This window comes from Pseudarthrobacter leeuwenhoeki (assembly GCF_055412885.1).
In genome coordinates this window covers 62588-77559 of record NZ_JBVAYY010000005.1, presented here as the reverse complement: position 1 = coordinate 77559, position 14972 = coordinate 62588, and the positions used below count along the sequence as shown (strand labels likewise).

Sequence of the window (14972 nt, the reverse complement as noted above, 5' to 3'; positions counted from 1 at the left end):
TCTGTACAGCCGGACCCCGCGTTATCGCAGTTACCGGGCTGCGGAATAAACGCACCGTGCAACTGGCCTAAAACGAGCCACACGGCGCAATGCTCCTCATTCGAACTCTAGCCCTTCCTTGGGAGGGGCCCGTCCCAGAGTACCCCTAATGTGAGGAAGGACACTATTCTATGGAGCGTAGAAAAACCCCTAGATTACGGGGTTTTTGGGGCCTCAGAAGGCCCCTGGGTGGCAATTTTCCCGGCGTCGGAGATCAGTTCGTAACTCTCGCGCGACACGAAGAAAGCGACGCCGGCGGAGACGTTCCCGCAGGCGACTCCGCCGTTGTGAGCCGAGCAGCGCAGTCCGTTGCGCTCCAGGTTCTGCCCCTCGTCGAGGACGGGAAGCTCAGAGATCGGGCCCTTGCGGCTTCCCCGGGGCCCGGATTCGGCTTCCTGTTGGGTGACGCCGGAGCGGCATTCGCCGTAGCCGGCGTGCTCCGGGGTGAGCAGCGCGGCGCCGCCGAGGTAGCCGAGGCCGGTCCCGCCGCAGTCGTCCGAGATGTCCTTCGTGTCCGGCGCGGGGTAGGCCGCCAGTTCGCAGTGCGCCACGGGGACGGTCGCCAGCCTGTTGTTGGCGGGGTCTGCATAGCCGTTCTGCTCATACGGCAGGTTCACGTGCTCGCCGCGGGCCGAGGTCAGGGAGCAGACCACATTCCGGTCGGCGGTGACAAAGCTGAGGATGTCCTGGCCTACGGCATACGTGGCCGGGTCCGCCAGGGGCGCCTGCTTGAGCTGCTCGAGGGCGGGCAACGGTGCCGGCGGGACATAGTCCGGGTCTTTATGCGTGACGGTGCACGCCGTGGCCGCCGGCAGGATGAGGGCGGCCAGAATCCCCAGAAGTGTCCGTCGCATGGGCTCCATTATGCACGCCGGGACGCCGGCACGTTGCGGTTGCCTGAGTCAGCCCCCGACGCCGGGTATCCCCACGGCGGCGGACGCCGCCCCGGTGCCGCGCTTGAGCGAGCGCCGCGCCTGCTCAGGCGTCGAGCTTGGTCAGCGGGGCGTACCGGAGCAGGAGCCGCTTTTCGCCGATGCTGAACTTGACCTTCGCGACCGTTTTGTCCCCCGCGCCCTCGACGGCCAGCACGGTGCCGTTGCCGAAGCTCGTGTGGTTGACCTTGTCACCGACGCTGACGGGGACGATTTCCTTCTGCGGCTGCACCCGGTTTTTGGCGATGGCGGCGGGAACGTCGGCGTTGAAGCCGGCGGACGGGCTGGCCTCGGCCCCGCGGGCGGTGCCGGCTCCCCAGAAGGATCCGCCGTACCGGCTGGAGCCAATGGAGGCGCCGCCGCCCCAGCCGGCGGTCTGGCGGGTGGAGCCTTCGCGCTTCCACTCCACCAGTTCGGCCGGGATTTCCTCGATGAACTGGCTGGCGGGGTTGTACTGGCTCTGTCCCCACATGCTGCGCACCTCGGAGCGCGTCAGATAGAGCCGTTTCCGAGCCCTGGTCAGGCCCACATACGCCAGCCGGCGTTCCTCGGCCAGTTCCTTGGGGTCGGTGGCGGAGCGCTGGTGCGGGAACAGTCCGTGCTCCATGCCGGTCAGGAACACCACCGGGAACTCCAGCCCCTTGGCGGTGTGCAGGGTCATGAGGGTGACGACGCCGAGCCGCTTGGCTTCGGCAACGGCAGCGGCCAGCTGGTCGGGGGACCCCGCCGGGGCATCCGGAATCTGGTCGGCGTCGGCGACCAGGGAGACGCCTTCCAGGAAGGCGCCGAGCGAGCCCTCGGGGTTGTCCCGCTCGTATTCACGCACGACGGCGACGAGTTCCGCGAGGTTCTCCACCCGGGACTCGTCCTGCGGGTCGGTGCTGGAACGAAGGGCTGCGAGGTAGCCGGTCTGTTCCAGGACGGCCTCCAGGGCAGCGGCGGCGCCGGATCCGGAGGCCACCTCGGCGAGGTCGTCGAGCAGTTTCACAAAGCCCTGGACCGCGTTGACGGAACGGGTGGCCATGCCGGGGGCCTCGTCGGCGCGGCGGGCGGCGGCCATAAACGAGATCCGGTCGCGCTGCGCGAGGGAGGCAACGGCACCCTCGGCCCGGTCGCCGATGCCGCGTTTGGGCTCGTTCAGGATGCGGCGCAGGTTGACGTCGTCGTCCGGGTTGACCAGGACCCGCAGGTAGGCCAGCGCGTCCTTGATTTCCTTGCGTTCGTAGAAGCGGGTGCCGCCGACCACCTTGTACGGGAGTCCGACGCGGACCAGGACATCCTCGATCGAGCGGGACTGGGCGTTGGTGCGGTAGAAGATCGCGACGTCGCCGGGGCGCAGATCGCCCTCGTCCTGCAGGCGGTCGATTTCCTTGGCGATGAACCGGGCTTCGTCGTGCTCGTTCTCGCCGACATAGCCGATGATCTTCTCGCCGTCGCCTTCCGCGGTCCACAGCCGTTTCTCCGGCCGGTTGGGGTTGCGGGAGATAACCGAGTTGGCGGCGCTGAGGATGGTCTGGGTGGAACGGTAGTTCTGCTCGAGCTTGATGGTGCGGGCGTCCGGGTAGTCCTTCTCGAACTCCACGATGTTGCGGATGTCGGCGCCGCGGAAGGCGTAGATGGACTGGTCCGAGTCGCCGACGACGGTCAACTCGGCCGCGCCGGGGCCTTCGCCGACGATCTCGCGCACCAGCGCGTACTGGGCGTGGTTGGTGTCCTGGTACTCGTCGACGAGAACGTGCCGGAAGCGGCGGCGGTAGGACTCGGCGAGCGCAGGGAAGGCGCGGAACATGTAGACCGTCTCGGCGATCAGGTCATCGAAGTCCATGGCGTTGGCCTGGCGCAGCCGCTGAGTGTAGCCCTTGAATACCTCGGCGACGGCCTGTTCGAAGGGGTCGCTGTGGTTGGCGCTGGAGGAGTAGCTGTCCGCGTCGATCAGTTCGTTCTTGAGCGCCGAGATCTTGTGCTGGATCGCTTTGGGGGCGAAGCGCTTCGGATCAAGGTCCAGGGTTTTGGACACGAGCGTGATGAGGCGCAGCGAGTCAGCGGAGTCGTAGATGGAGAAGTTGGAGTTCAGGCCGACGTTCTTGGCTTCGCGGCGCAGGATCCGGACGCAGGAGGAGTGAAACGTGGAGACCCACATGGTCTTGGCCCGGGCGCCAACGAGGGCTTCGACCCGCTCCCGCATTTCGGCGGCGGCCTTGTTGGTGAAGGTGATGGCCAGGATCTCGCCGTGGTGGGCGCGCCGCGTGGCGATCAGGTAGCCGATCCGGTTGCTGAGCACCCGGGTCTTGCCCGAGCCGGCGCCAGCGACGATCAGCAGGGCGCTGCCGGCGTGCTTGACTGCTTCTTCCTGCTGCGGGTTCAGTCCCTCAAGGAGCTCAGCCGCGCCCGGGAGCTGCTGGTGGTCCCCGTCGCCTGCCGGGCTGTCCCCGCGGACGATGTGGCGCCCGGCGCTTCCCTCGGAGTTCAGGGTCGCCGCGCCAGTTCCCGCGGGCATTTTCGTGCCTGCCGCCGTCTTCGAGGCAGCTTGGAAGGGTCCGGCGGCGTAGGGGTCAAACAACATATCCATGGTGTTAACAAGTCTAGGCGGTGCCACTGACACCAACGTCCGCCCCCGCCGGGCATGCCCTCCCCTGCCCGCGGCCGTTGGACATAGGGCCCGTATGTCCGCGCTCCCCCGCCAACATTGAGCATGTTCCGCGGCGGGTGAAGCGAAGGCTGGGCATGTCCCCGGGGCGGGGGTGTTATCCGCCCGGACCTACCCCGCGGAGCCGGATTCCAGGGCGGCGCGGAGTTGCCGGACCGCCGTCGTACCTCCGGCGACGAACCAGTCCAGTCCGTTGACCCGGACGACGTCGGCGGCACCGCCGGCCGCAAGGACAATCGCCTTGCCCGGCAGCCAATCCCATTCCGGGCAGCTGTGCTGGAACCAGCAGCCCAGGCCGCCGTCAGCCACCCGGCTGAGGTCACAGGAGCCGGAGCCAAACATCCGCAGCGCGGCGGCGGAGGTCGCAGCGGCATGCCACGGCATCGCGCACATCGGGTCCGCGAGCCAGGTGGGGTGGATGTAGGTCGCGGCACCGAGTTTGGACAGCGGCGTGTCTGATCGGTCTCCGCCCGGAGCGCCGCCCGGCCCGAAGGTGGCCAGCCGTTCGCCGTTGAGCGTGGAGGGACGGTCTGTTCCGCCGAGCCAGAGCTTGTCCTCCTCCGGCTGGAAAATCCCGCCGAGCAGCACTCCGGAGGTGTCCTTGAGGGCAATGGCGGAGCACCAGTACGTGGAGCCGTGCAGGAAGTTGTAGGTCCCGTCGACGGGGTCAATCACCCAGGTCCTGCCGCTGGTGCCAGCCACGGAGGCACCCTCTTCGCCGAGGACGCCGTCGTCGGGCCGGCAGCGCTGGAGCTGTTCGATCACATAGGCCTCGGCCGCGTGGTCGGCGGCAGTGACGACGTCGGAAACGGATGTCTTTTGCCGGCCTTCCAGCCCGGCCTGCCGCATGAGCAGCGCCAGGGTCCCGGCCTCGCGCACGAGGGCCTCGGCGAGCTGATAGTCGTCCAGGGCGGGGTTGAGTTCAGCGGTGCTGTGCCGGCCGAGCCGGTGCTTTCCTAGTTCGGTCACGCGCTCCAGCCTATCGGCGCCTGCCGGCAGTGAACAGGCGGTCGTCCGGCCGGGCCTCGGACGTCGCCGGCATGACGGCCAGGACAGGCGATAATGGTGCCATGGCCAAGACACCCGCACAGCGAATGAAGAAGCACGGCGCCAACGCAGTCGTCCCCGAACACCACCTGCCGTCGGTGATCAACCCCAGCACCAGCCGGAGCCCGCAGAAGGCGCAGAACAACAGCAACCTGATCCTGATAGCCGGTGTCGTGGTGAGCATGTTCCTGTTCTGGTACGTCCACCTCCTCACCCTGAACCAGCTCACCCAGCTCAGCGGCGGCATGGCCATGCCGGACTCCCTGGTCGGGGGCTTCAACCTGGGCTTTGTGGAGCAACTGCGCCTCGCGATGGACGAGGCTGCCCGCGGGCAGCTCAACTACGTTCACAAGACAGCCGGCACCCTCTTCCCGCTGATCTTCGGCTTCACCTGGCTGCTGCTTATCGGCACAAACGTGGCTCGCAAGGGCCTGCGCTGGGCGCTGTGGTCCGTGCCGCTGCTGTTCGCGGCCGTCAGGCTGTGGGGCAACGCGGCCATTGACTCGATGATGTCCGCGGACACCATCGACGCCGGCCAGGTTGCCCTGGCATCGGGGCTCACCATCGCAGGCTGGGTGCTGCTGGTGCTGAGCCTGGTGGTTGGCGGCGCCGCAGTGTTCCTGGGCCGCAGGCGAGCCTCCGCTGCGGCACCCACCGCGGGACATGCCCAGTCCTAGCCGCGGCCACTGGACTTAGCCCCACTATGTCCATCCCTGGCGAATCTCGGAGGGCATGCTCGACGGCACCTACCGCGGGACGTGTCCAGTCCTAGTCACGACCGCTGGGCATCGTCCCGTTATGTCCATCCATGGCGAATCTCCAAGGGCATGCCCTCTCTGGCGCAGGAGCGGGCACAAGTCAGTCAGCCAGGCGGGTCAGGCCTGGTCTGCGAGGTACTCGCGGGCCTTTTCCGCGCGGTGGGGGGCGCCGGCCATCTCAAAGTGATCCGCCGCCTTCAGAAATTGCTCCTGGGCGGCAGATTGGTTTCCCATAGCGACCTTGGCCCTTCCCAGCAGCAGGCACGCCTCGCCGAGAATTTGAGGCCCGGTGTTGTCCACCTCAACGCAGATGCCTTCTAGTATCTGGATCGCTCCCTCCACCTCTCCCACCAGAAACGTCCAGTGCCCCCGGTTGAGCCTCAGCAGCAGCAGGTCGCTGACGCTTCCGCCGATAACGTCCGTGGCCAACTCTGCCCGCTCGATACACCGCAGGGTGTCGGCGTCTGCGATGTCTGCCGCGAGCCGCATGGCGGCGGATGCCTTGTTGAATTTCGCCCAGACATCGAGGTTCCGTGCCGGGGAAAAGGTCGCCGCCGCAAGCTCGTGATAAGCGAGACCCTCCTGCACCTTGTTGCAGAGGAACGCTACGTTCCCGATGACCCAATAGACCTTGCCGATCAACTGGCCGTCGACTTCGGCGGAAACCACCTCCGCCAGTCGAAGACATTCAGCCCACGCCTCATCCAGCCTTCCGCTGTCTGCCAGAGCTGCAATCAAGGCTTGGCGGGCTTTGACGTGAATCTCGACATCGTCGTCATCCAACACCAGGAGGGACGCTGCCCGGGCAGCGTCCGCGGCCTCTTCAAGCAAGCCAGCGCCCTGCCTGGCCTTGGCCACCAGAATGTAGGTGAGCGCCTTGGCCTGCGGTTCCACGGTGGAGTGGGGCCCGCCAACGAGGTCCGAGGCGAGTGCTGCGCAGGCTTCAAATTCCTCCGCGTCCAGGAGATTCTCGGCTTGGACGAAAGTCATGTTCCACCACGCATCCATATCGCCTTCACCACGGGCAATTTCGGCCGCCTCGTGTGCGCTCCGGGCTGCGTTAACGAAGGCATGGTTGGTCCGGTGCTCGTATGCGCGCAATTCAGCGGCGGCGTATAACGGCGAAACGGAGTGCAAGGACATGGCTCCATTATCCGTCGCCGTAGACGCAGATCCGGACACGCCACAGAAGCAGGAGCCACGCAGTTTTCGCGCAGGAATCGATTAACTTCGCGCGAATAACACAAATTCGAGCTCGTCTCGCAGATTGTCCCTCCACGGCGTGTCCAATGCCCCTATACTGAACTCGCATCACATGAGTCTCATCAGCCACATACGTAACAGGAGTCCTTCATGAAGAAAATCCTTGCAACGCTCCTCGTCACCGGAGCCATCGCAGCCGCGGGCTTGTCCGCTGGAGCCGCAGTTTCCGCAAGCGGCGACAACTCCGGTCAGGGCTCAATCTCGGCCGTGTACTGGTGGCCGAATTCCACTCCGAAGTACTAGACGTAGTAACGGAGACAACCTGAACGGCGGGTACCGGAAGGAAACTTCCAGTACCCGCCGTTTTTGTGTACTCCGCTCGAGTGAGACCGGCACACAGTCCACGGGTCTACTCCGAGCCCAAAGCCCCCGGGCTAATCAGCGCCTCGATCTGCGCCGCAGGCACAGGCCGGCTGAAGTAGTATCCTTGCCCGCTCGCGCAGCCCAACCGCACCAGCTCGGCGGCCTGCTCCGCCGTCTCGATACCCTCGGCAATCGCTGTGAGCCCGCAGGCATGGATGAGGTGCAGCACCGCCGCGACAAAGTTGCTCTGCTCCTCGTCCGTGCCAAGCCCATCGATCAGGCTCTTGTCAATCTTGACGACGTTGACCGGCAGTTTCCGCAGGTAGCTGATGGATGAATAGCCGGTGCCAAAGTCATCAATTTCGAGCTTCACACCCAAACGCCGCAGCCCGCTCAGGGAGTACTGGTCCACGTCGCCGCCATTGACGGCCATTGACTCCGTGAGCTCGACAATGAGGTTGGCGGCGTCCACCCCCGTTTCCCGGAGAATGTCGCGGACGTGATCGATCAGGTCCAGATTCTGCAACTCGGTCGTTGAGATGTTGACGCGGACATTGAAGCTGTCGTCGACGTTGAGCTCCTGCTGCCAACGCCGCAGCTGGCGCACAGCATTCCGCAGGACCCAGTGGCCCAGGTCCACGATCATCCCCGTCTCTTCAGCCAGCGGGATGAACGAATCGGGCATCAGCAGCCCGCGCTCCGGGTGGTTCCAGCGCACCAGCGCCTCAACGCCTTCGATCCTGCCGGTCGCAAGTTCCACCACCGGCTGGTAGTGCAGGGTGAGCTGGTCCTGGCGAATCGCCTCACGCAGTTCGGTGATCATGACGCTCTGGAGCCTGCGGGCATAGAGCAGGGCCGGTTCGAACACCTTGATGCTGCTGTGCGGCTGGGCCTTGGCGGCGTACATCGCCGTGTCCGCTTCCATGACCAGATCGTCGACCGACTGCCCTGGTTCCGCGACCCGCAGTCCGATGCTGGTGCCGCAGGTGATGCGCAGGTCCCCGATTTCCAGGCTCTCGCCGAGGGCCCTAAGAATCCTGTTGGCGACCCGTCGGGCCCTCACCAGGCTGGACTTTGGCAGCATCACGGCGAACTCGTCGCCGCCGAGGCGGGCTACCGTGTCCGTCTCGCGGACGGCCTGCTGCAGCCGCCGCGAGATCACCCGGAGGACGTCGTCGCCGGCGCTGTGGCCCAGAGTGTCGTTGATGCCCTTGAAGGAGTCGAGATCGAGGACCAGCAGTGCCGGTGGCAGTTCGCCCCGGGTCGTCTCCGCAAGGGCGTGGCTCAGGACCGAGTTCAGAGCCGTCCTGTTCGCAAGCTGGGTCAGCGGGTCGGTCAGCGCCATCCGTTCGAGCTCGACCTGGGCTTCGCGAAGCATCGCCGTCCGGCTTTCGACGCGTTCCTCAAGTTCCTGGTAAATGGTCTGCAGGTCATCTGCCATCAGGTTGATCCCGGCAATAACCGCAGCGACGTCGTCCCTGGCCCCGGAGTGCGGGATCCGGGTTGTCAGGTCGCCGCCGGCGATTCGGACGATGCCTTCGACGAGCGCGTGCAGCCTCGGGTCCGGTGGATCAGTGTTCACTCGTGTAGTGCCCTAACCAGTCGATAGCTTCAGCCTCAGACAGAAAGAACTGCGCCGGGGTGGTCTCGGACCTCGCCCGCAGCAGGTAGTGCGCGATCACGCGGTCGACGGGGCTTTCACCCACGAGGGCAAAGGCGGACGCCGCGATCGACGTGCTGCAGACGTGCCGCGCCTCGACACTGATGCCCACCACACCCGTGATTACCAGCAGCACAGGCATGCGCCGGCCGTGGGCCAAGGCCCGAACCGCGGCTCCGGCTACGCGGGCCTCGGCACCCTCGATTTCCACGTTGGCGGGAAGCGCGACTTCGATAATGCCGCCGTCGCGCAGGCGGACGCCGATCGGGACACGCGCGAGGGTCGTCACTCCGACGTCGAGAGCGACGGCGGTCTCTGCGGCGGTCTCTGCGGGGATGAGTTCGCCGGGTTCGGCGGTCGCCTCGAGCGTCATCGGAACTCAACCCATCGGCACGCCGGCACAGCCGGTTCGCCTACTCGGCCGGCGCCGTCGTGGCGGGCACCGACATCCGCCAGGCCCGCGAAGGCTGTCACTGCATCAAAACGCCGCACGACTCGCTGATCAGACATTCGTCCCCAATTGGACTCCAAAATCGGCCATTCGCCATGCGCTGGAGTCACAACGCGCATGCTGCACCGGAGTATTCCGGTGAATGCCCTCATGATAATCGAAGGTGCGCCTCCCATGAGACATAAGACACCCCCGAACCGCGGCGCATCTTAGAGGCGCACCGTAGAGGCGCATCTTGGATCAGGATCCCTGCCGCAGCCGGGGAGCGGCCCCGCCGGCCCGCGCGGCACGAGCGGCCTTCCGCACGCTTCGTTGCCTCCCCGCCCGCTGGGCGACCACCAGCCCGACGGCGGCCGTGCCGATCGTGATGGGGTAGCCCATCACCCGCTCCAGGATGCCGGGCTCCGGCACATCCATCCCGGTCACGCCGCCGGCGATGAGGGCCCCGAGGGACACCACGCCGCAGGCCACGATGAGCCGGCCCAGCGGTGTCTGCCGGATCCAGAGCCAGCCCAGCAGCACCAGTGCCAGGCCGCCGGCGGCGAAGTACAGGATGGCCCCCACCACGTGCCACACGGAGCCTGCGTCCTCGGGGACCAGCCCCACCAGGACGGTCCCGGCCCCGGCGAGGACGGTGAGGGCGCGCGCGGCGCTGGCGGCCGCCCAGGTAATCCGGCTGGCCGGTGCCAGCGTGAACCGCGCACCGGGCCGCGCCGCCGTGCAGAGCAGCGCCGAACTGAGCAGCAGCGCACCGACCATCATGCCGATGCCCTGGACCACAAACGAGGCGTTCATCAGCACGTGCGCCGGCGAGCAGACGTCCCGGCCCTCGAAAACCCCGCAGCCCACGGCGCCCAGGTCGCTGATGTAACCGGTCCGGCGGCTGTACGGCTGCTGCCCCGCCCACGCCCCGATCACGGCGGCCTCCGCCACGAAGAACTGCAGCACGCTGAGCAGCGCCAGCGCTCCGGCGTAGAACCGGGTGGACGGCAGGGCAGGGATGTAGATGATGTCCTTGGACGGCGAGTTGGCTGCGGTGGTCATGCCAAGAGCGTAGTATGGCCCCTCACCTTGTATGCTTATAACCGTGTCCGAACGGGCCGGCCCGCGGCCGGCCGGCACGGATGCCCGCCCTCGTAGCTCAGTGGATAGAGCACGGCTCTCCTAAAGCCGGTGTCGTTGGTTCGATTCCAATCGAGGGCACTTGAACCCCCAGTCCCCGGACACCGCTCCGGACTTCGACCTCCGCGACTACCTGCTGGGCAACTGGGCCGTGGAACGAACCCTGCTGGACAGGTCCACCGGCACCCGGGGGACCTTCACCGGCGTCGTCCGCTTCGCCGCAACGGACGATGACGACGGCGCTCTCCGCTTCCGCGAAGCGGGCACCGTTTCCTGGGCGTCCGTCCCCGGCGGACCGGCGGGCACACCGTTCACCGGGCCGGCCAGCCGGGAGTATCTGCTCCGGCCCACCGGCGCCCCGGACACGATGGACATGTTCTTCCCCGACGGCCGGCCGTTCCACCGCATGGGCTTCGGCCCGCGGAGCAGCCAGGACCAGCACTGGTGCGACCCGGACGTTTACCGCGTGAGCTACGCCAGAACGGGCCCGGACGAATTCCGCTACCAGTGGGATGTCACCGGTCCGGCCAAGGACCAGCTGCTCACCTCGGTCCTGCGCCGCACCGCGGACGCCGCCGCATGAACCCGCTGATTGTTGTCTCTGCGGTCTGTGTTTTCGACGAGGCAGGGCGCCTGCTCACCGTGCGCAAACGGGGAACGGACAAGTTCATGCACCCCGGCGGCAAGCCCGAGACGGGCGAGACGGCCGCGCAGACGGCAGCGCGGGAGCTGGCGGAGGAAGTCGGGATCGTGCTTGCGGCCGAGGAGCTGGTGCTCCTGGGCGTCTGGTTCGCGGACGCCGCCAATGAGGCCGCGACGCGGATCAGGGCCACGGTGTTCACCGCCCCGGGGGTCTGGAATGCCCGCCCCTCGGCGGAGATCGCCGAGATCCGCTGGCTGGACCTTTCCGCTGAGCTTCCTGACGATCTCGCCCCGCTGCTCACCGACCATGTCCTGCCCGCGCTCTGGGGCCAGCCGGGCTAGGCCCCGGGAACGGCCTCTTCCGCCACGGCGCTGGCCTCGGCGAACTGTGTGCGGTACAGCTCCGCGTAGCGGCCCTCGGCGGCCAGCAGCTCGGTGTGCGTTCCGCGCTCCACGATCCGGCCGTCCTCCACCACCAGGATGGCGTCGGCCGCCCGGATGGTCGAGAGCCGGTGGGCAATCACGACGGCGGTGCGCCCCTCAAGCGCGGCGCCAAGGGCCTCCTGGACGGCGGCTTCGTTGGTGGAGTCCAGGGCCGCGGTGGCCTCGTCCAGGATCACGACGCGCGGCTGGGCAATGAGCAGGCGGGCGATGGTGAGGCGCTGGCGTTCGCCGCCCGAGAGGCGGTAGCCGCGCTCCCCCACCACCGTGTCCAGGCCGTCGGGGAGCGAGCGGATCATGCCTTCCAGACGGGCCTGGCGCAACACATCCCACATGAGCTCGTCGCTGGCGTCCGGGCGGGCCAGGCGCAGGTTGGAGGCGATGCTCTCGTGGAACAGGTGCCCGTCCTGTGTCACCATGCCGAGGGTGTGCCGCATGGAATCGAAGGTCAGGTCGCGGACATCCACCCCGGTCCCGGGCACGGCTCCGCCGAAGCGGACCGCACCGGAATCGACGTCGTACAGGCGCGAGAGCAGCTGCGCGATCGTGGACTTGCCGGCGCCCGAGGAGCCCACGAGGGCGACCGTCTGGCCGGGTTCGACCCGGAAGCTGATGCCGTGCAGCACCTCTTCGCCGCCGCGGGTGTCGAGGGTGGACACGTCCTCCAGCGAGGCAAGGGAGACCTTGTCCGCCGAGGGGTAGGAGAAGCGGACGTCGTCGAACTCCACGGACAGCGGCCCGGCCGGCGATGACACCGCGTCGGGCTTCTGCTGGATGAGTGGCTTGAGGTCCAGGATCTCGAAGACCCGTTCGAAGCTGACCAGGGCGCTCATGATCTCAACCCGGGCGTTGGAGAGCGCGGTCAGCGGCGCATACAGCCGGGTGAGCAGCAGTGCCAGCACGACGACGTCGCCCGCGGCCAGCTGCCCCTGCAACGCCAGGAATCCGCCGAGTCCGTAGACCAGCGCCAGGGCCAGCGCTGAGACGAGCGTCAGGGCCGTGACAAACGTGAACTGCAGCATGGCAGTGCGGACGCCGATGTCCCGGACGCGGCCGGCGCGGACCGCGAACTCCCGGGATTCCTCGTCGGGGCGGCCGAAGAGCTTCACCAGGGTGGCGCCCGGTGCGGAAAAGCGTTCCGTCATCTGGGTGCCCATGGACGCGTTGTGCTCGGCGGCTTCACGGCGCAGGTCGGCCAGCTTGGAGCCCATCCGGCGGGCCGGGATCAGGAAGATCGGCAGCAGGATCATGGCGAGCACGGTGATGAGCCAGGACTTCCCCAGCATCACCACAAGGGTCAAGGCGAGGGCCACGACGTTGCTGACGACCCCGGACAGGGTCCCGGCGAAGGCCGACTGGGCGCCGATCACGTCATTGTTCAGCCGGCTCACCAGCGCCCCGGTGCGGGTGCGGGTGAAGAACGCGATCGGCATCTTCTGCACGTGGTCGAAGACCTTGGTGCGCAGGTCCACGATCACGCCTTCGCCGATGGTGGAGGAGAGCCAGCGCGTGAGAAGTCCCAGCCCGGCTTCGGCGACCGCCACAATGGCGATCAGCACGGCCAGCCAGACCACGACGTCGGTGGCCGCGCCGGCAATGATCGCGTCCACCACCTGCCCGGCGAGAACGGGGGTGGCGACGGCCAGCACGGCCATCACGATCGAGAGGAGCACGAAGGCGATCAGCCTGCCCTTGTGCGGACGGGCAAAGCTGAACACACGCTTGAGCGTCTCCTTCGAGAACGGTTTCGAGCCGCTCGAGGCGCGCGTGATGTTGTAAAGGGAGCTCCAGGCTACCCGGTCCATGCTCATGTGTTGTTGCCTTTCGGGGCGGTGTGGCCCAGGAGCTCGGTGACGACGCCGTTGTCCACGTTCCAGCGCGCGTCAAGGCGCACGTTTTCCAGCAGCCTCCGGTCGTGGGTGACCAGCAGCAGGGCGCCGTCGTAGCTTTCGAGGGCTTCCTCGAGCTGTTCGATCGCCGGAAGGTCCAGGTGGTTGGTGGGTTCGTCGAGCACCAGCAGGTTCACGCCGCGGGCCTGCAGCAGTGCCAGCGCCGCCCGGGTCCGCTCCCCCGGCGACAAGGAGTCCACCGGCCGGGAGGTGTGGTCTGCCTTGAGGCCGAATTTGGCCAGCAGGGTCCTGACTTCCGCCGGGGTCTGGTCCGTGAGCACGGCTTCGACGGCGTCGGCCAGTTTCAGCGGGCCGGCCAGCAGTCCTCGGGCCTGGTCGATCTCGCCGACGGCCACGGAGGCGCCCATGGAGGCGTCGCCGGAATCGGGCCGTTGAAGGCCCAGCAGCAGGCGGAGCAGGGTGGACTTGCCGGCGCCGTTGGGGCCGGTGATGCCGATCCGTTCACCAGCGTTGAGCTGCAGGTTCACCGGCCCCAGGGTGAAGTTCCCCTGGCGGACGACGGCGTCGCGGAGCGTCGCCACAACAGCGCTCGAACGCGGTGCCGCCCCGATGCTGAACTGCAGCGCCCACTCCTTGCGGGGTTCGTCGACCTCGTCCAGCCGGGCGATGCGGGACTCCATCTGGCGGACCTTCTGGCCCTGCTTCTCGGAGGACTCGGTGCTGGCCGCACGCCGGATCTTGTCATTGTCCGGGTTCTTCTTCATGGCGTTGCGGACACCCTGGGAGCTCCACTCGCGCTGGGTGCGGGCGCGGGAGACAAGATCGGCCTTGGTGTTGGCGAACTCTTCGTAGCGTTCCCGGGCATGCCGGCGCGCCACGGCCCGCTCCTCGAGGTAGGCCTCGTAGCCGCCGTCGTAGACCGCCACGGAGTTTTGCGCCAGGTCCAGTTCCACGATGGTGCTCACGCAGAGGGCGAGAAACTCGCGGTCGTGGGAAACCAGCACCACGCCCCCGCGGAGTCCCTGCACGAAGGCCTCGAGTTTGGCCAGTCCGTTGAGGTCCAGGTCGTTCGTGGGTTCGTCCAGGAGCACGATGTCGAAGCGGCTGAGCAGCAGCGCTGCGAGCGCCACTCGGGCAGCCTGTCCGCCGGAGAGCCCGGTCATTTCGGCGTCCTGACCCACCTCGAGGCCGAGATCCGCCAGGACGGCAGGGATGCGGTCTTCCAGGTCCGCAGCGCCAGAGGCCATCCAGCGGTCGAACGCGAGGGAGTAGTCGTCGTCGGAGCCCGGGGCACCGCTGCCGAGCGCCTCCGCTGCGGCTTCCATGTCCACGGTGGCCTCGGCGCAGCCGGTGCGCCGGGCGATGTAGCCGGCCACCGTCTCACCGGCGATCCGTTCGTGTTCCTGCGGCAACCAGCCAACGAACGCGTCCGCCGGGGCAAGGCTGACGGTGCCCTCCTGCGGCTCGTCGACGCCGGCAAGCAGCCGGAGCAGGGTGGACTTGCCCGCGCCATTGGCCCCAACGACGCCGACGACGTCGCCCGGCGCGACGGTCAGGGAGAGTTTGGAGAAGAGTGTGCGGTGGTCGTGACCACCGGAGAGGTCCTTGGCAACAAGGGTCGCAGTCATTAGTCCATTCTCTCACCGCGGCTAACTCACTGCGGCCAACAGCAGAGAGCCACAGGGCCCTCCGGGCGGCCACCAGCCCCCCGGGCATGAAAGAACCCGCTGGTCCGGACTTGGGGGGTGTACGGACCAGCGGGTTCGAGCAACTAGCATAGTTGAATAAGCACCTCAGGTAAAATTACTCCAATCAGC

The 14972-nt window shown here is 67.3% G+C and carries 13 protein-coding genes and 1 tRNA gene; 5 read left to right on the top strand and 9 right to left on the bottom strand.

The features are described from left to right. Window positions 1-194: 194 nt before the first annotated feature. From ACZYX4_RS05725 to ACZYX4_RS05715, 3 genes are all read right to left on the bottom strand, one after another. Window positions 195-902, bottom strand: a complete 708-nt coding sequence (locus tag ACZYX4_RS05725; protein WP_463874356.1) for a hypothetical protein — start codon at window positions 900-902, stop codon at window positions 195-197. A gap of 115 nt (window positions 903-1017) precedes the next feature. Then, complete coding sequence (pcrA, locus tag ACZYX4_RS05720) at window positions 1018-3534, bottom strand: DNA helicase PcrA (RefSeq protein ID WP_463874582.1); 2517 nt, start codon at window positions 3532-3534, stop codon at window positions 1018-1020. Between the two features lie 195 nt (window positions 3535-3729). After that, window positions 3730-4587 (bottom strand): inositol monophosphatase family protein, encoded by an 858-nt coding sequence (locus ACZYX4_RS05715; RefSeq protein ID WP_463874355.1) that lies wholly within the window; start codon window positions 4585-4587, stop codon window positions 3730-3732. 101 nt (window positions 4588-4688) lie between these two features. Between ACZYX4_RS05715 and ACZYX4_RS05710 the strand changes: the two genes are divergently transcribed. Beyond that, window positions 4689-5342 (top strand): hypothetical protein, encoded by a 654-nt coding sequence (locus ACZYX4_RS05710; RefSeq protein ID WP_463874353.1) that lies wholly within the window; start codon window positions 4689-4691, stop codon window positions 5340-5342. Window positions 5343-5540: 198 nt separating this feature from the next. On the opposite strand, the gene ACZYX4_RS05705 is transcribed toward ACZYX4_RS05710, so the two are convergent. After that, on the bottom strand, window positions 5541-6566 hold the full coding sequence (locus ACZYX4_RS05705) for a hypothetical protein (protein WP_463874351.1): 1026 nt from the start codon (window positions 6564-6566) through the stop codon (window positions 5541-5543). A 210-nt stretch (window positions 6567-6776) separates the two neighbouring features. Here ACZYX4_RS05705 and ACZYX4_RS05700 point away from each other — a divergent pair, with 210 nt between their 5' ends. Continuing rightward, on the top strand, window positions 6777-6929 hold the full coding sequence (locus tag ACZYX4_RS05700) for a hypothetical protein (RefSeq protein ID WP_354349720.1): 153 nt from the start codon (window positions 6777-6779) through the stop codon (window positions 6927-6929). A gap of 106 nt (window positions 6930-7035) precedes the next feature. Here ACZYX4_RS05700 and ACZYX4_RS05695 read toward each other — a convergent pair whose 3' ends face one another. From ACZYX4_RS05695 to ACZYX4_RS05685, 3 genes are all read right to left on the bottom strand, one after another. After that, the gene (locus ACZYX4_RS05695; protein ID WP_463874350.1) at window positions 7036-8571 is read right to left on the bottom strand and encodes a putative bifunctional diguanylate cyclase/phosphodiesterase; all 1536 of its coding nucleotides are present in this window, start codon (window positions 8569-8571) and stop codon (window positions 7036-7038) included. Beyond that, the gene (locus ACZYX4_RS05690; RefSeq protein WP_463874348.1) at window positions 8561-9022 is read right to left on the bottom strand and encodes a DUF7793 family protein; all 462 of its coding nucleotides are present in this window, start codon (window positions 9020-9022) and stop codon (window positions 8561-8563) included. Before ACZYX4_RS05690 ends, ACZYX4_RS05695 begins: the two co-directional genes overlap by 11 nt. A 318-nt stretch (window positions 9023-9340) precedes the next feature. Next, window positions 9341-10144 (bottom strand): DUF998 domain-containing protein, encoded by an 804-nt coding sequence (locus ACZYX4_RS05685; protein WP_463874346.1) that lies wholly within the window; start codon window positions 10142-10144, stop codon window positions 9341-9343. A gap of 86 nt (window positions 10145-10230) precedes the next feature. Between ACZYX4_RS05685 and ACZYX4_RS05680 the strand changes: the two genes are divergently transcribed. The 3 genes from ACZYX4_RS05680 (at window position 10231) to ACZYX4_RS05670 (ending at window position 11206) form a co-directional block, all read left to right on the top strand. Then, window positions 10231-10303 (top strand) — tRNA-Arg (locus ACZYX4_RS05680). Window position 10304: 1 nt separating this feature from the next. Then, entirely contained in the window at window positions 10305-10805 is a 501-nt protein-coding gene (locus tag ACZYX4_RS05675; protein WP_463874344.1) for a DUF6314 family protein, read from the top strand. After that, window positions 10802-11206, top strand: a complete 405-nt coding sequence (locus ACZYX4_RS05670) for an NUDIX hydrolase (RefSeq protein ID WP_463874343.1) — start codon at window positions 10802-10804, stop codon at window positions 11204-11206. Before ACZYX4_RS05675 ends, ACZYX4_RS05670 begins: the two co-directional genes overlap by 4 nt. Here ACZYX4_RS05670 and ACZYX4_RS05665 read toward each other — a convergent pair. Next, a complete protein-coding gene (locus ACZYX4_RS05665; RefSeq protein WP_463874341.1) occupies window positions 11203-13116 on the bottom strand; it encodes an ABC transporter ATP-binding protein in 1914 nt (637 codons plus the stop codon). The genes ACZYX4_RS05670 and ACZYX4_RS05665 overlap by 4 nt on opposite strands. After that, on the bottom strand, window positions 13113-14783 hold the full coding sequence (locus ACZYX4_RS05660; protein ID WP_463874340.1) for an ABC-F family ATP-binding cassette domain-containing protein: 1671 nt from the start codon (window positions 14781-14783) through the stop codon (window positions 13113-13115). Before ACZYX4_RS05660 ends, ACZYX4_RS05665 begins: the two co-directional genes overlap by 4 nt. Window positions 14784-14972: the final 189 nt, after the last annotated feature.

Excerpts from the sequence above, each read along its gene's own strand:
- ACZYX4_RS05710 (WP_463874353.1), top strand. The coding sequence starts at position 4,689 with ATGGCCAAGACACCCGCACAGCGAATGAAGAAGCACGGCGCCAACGCA.
- ACZYX4_RS05700 (WP_354349720.1), top strand. The coding sequence starts at position 6,777 with ATGAAGAAAATCCTTGCAACGCTCCTCGTCACCGGAGCCATCGCAGCC.
- ACZYX4_RS05705 (WP_463874351.1), bottom strand. The coding sequence starts at position 6,566 with ATGTCCTTGCACTCCGTTTCGCCGTTATACGCCGCCGCTGAATTGCGC.
- ACZYX4_RS05660 (WP_463874340.1), bottom strand. The coding sequence starts at position 14,783 with ATGACTGCGACCCTTGTTGCCAAGGACCTCTCCGGTGGTCACGACCAC.
- ACZYX4_RS05665 (WP_463874341.1), bottom strand. The coding sequence starts at position 13,116 with ATGAGCATGGACCGGGTAGCCTGGAGCTCCCTTTACAACATCACGCGC.
- ACZYX4_RS05725 (WP_463874356.1), bottom strand. The coding sequence starts at position 902 with ATGGAGCCCATGCGACGGACACTTCTGGGGATTCTGGCCGCCCTCATC.
- pcrA (WP_463874582.1), bottom strand. The coding sequence starts at position 3,534 with ATGTTGTTTGACCCCTACGCCGCCGGACCCTTCCAAGCTGCCTCGAAG.
- ACZYX4_RS05670 (WP_463874343.1), top strand. The coding sequence starts at position 10,802 with ATGAACCCGCTGATTGTTGTCTCTGCGGTCTGTGTTTTCGACGAGGCA.
- ACZYX4_RS05685 (WP_463874346.1), bottom strand. The coding sequence starts at position 10,144 with ATGACCACCGCAGCCAACTCGCCGTCCAAGGACATCATCTACATCCCT.
- ACZYX4_RS05690 (WP_463874348.1), bottom strand. The coding sequence starts at position 9,022 with ATGACGCTCGAGGCGACCGCCGAACCCGGCGAACTCATCCCCGCAGAG.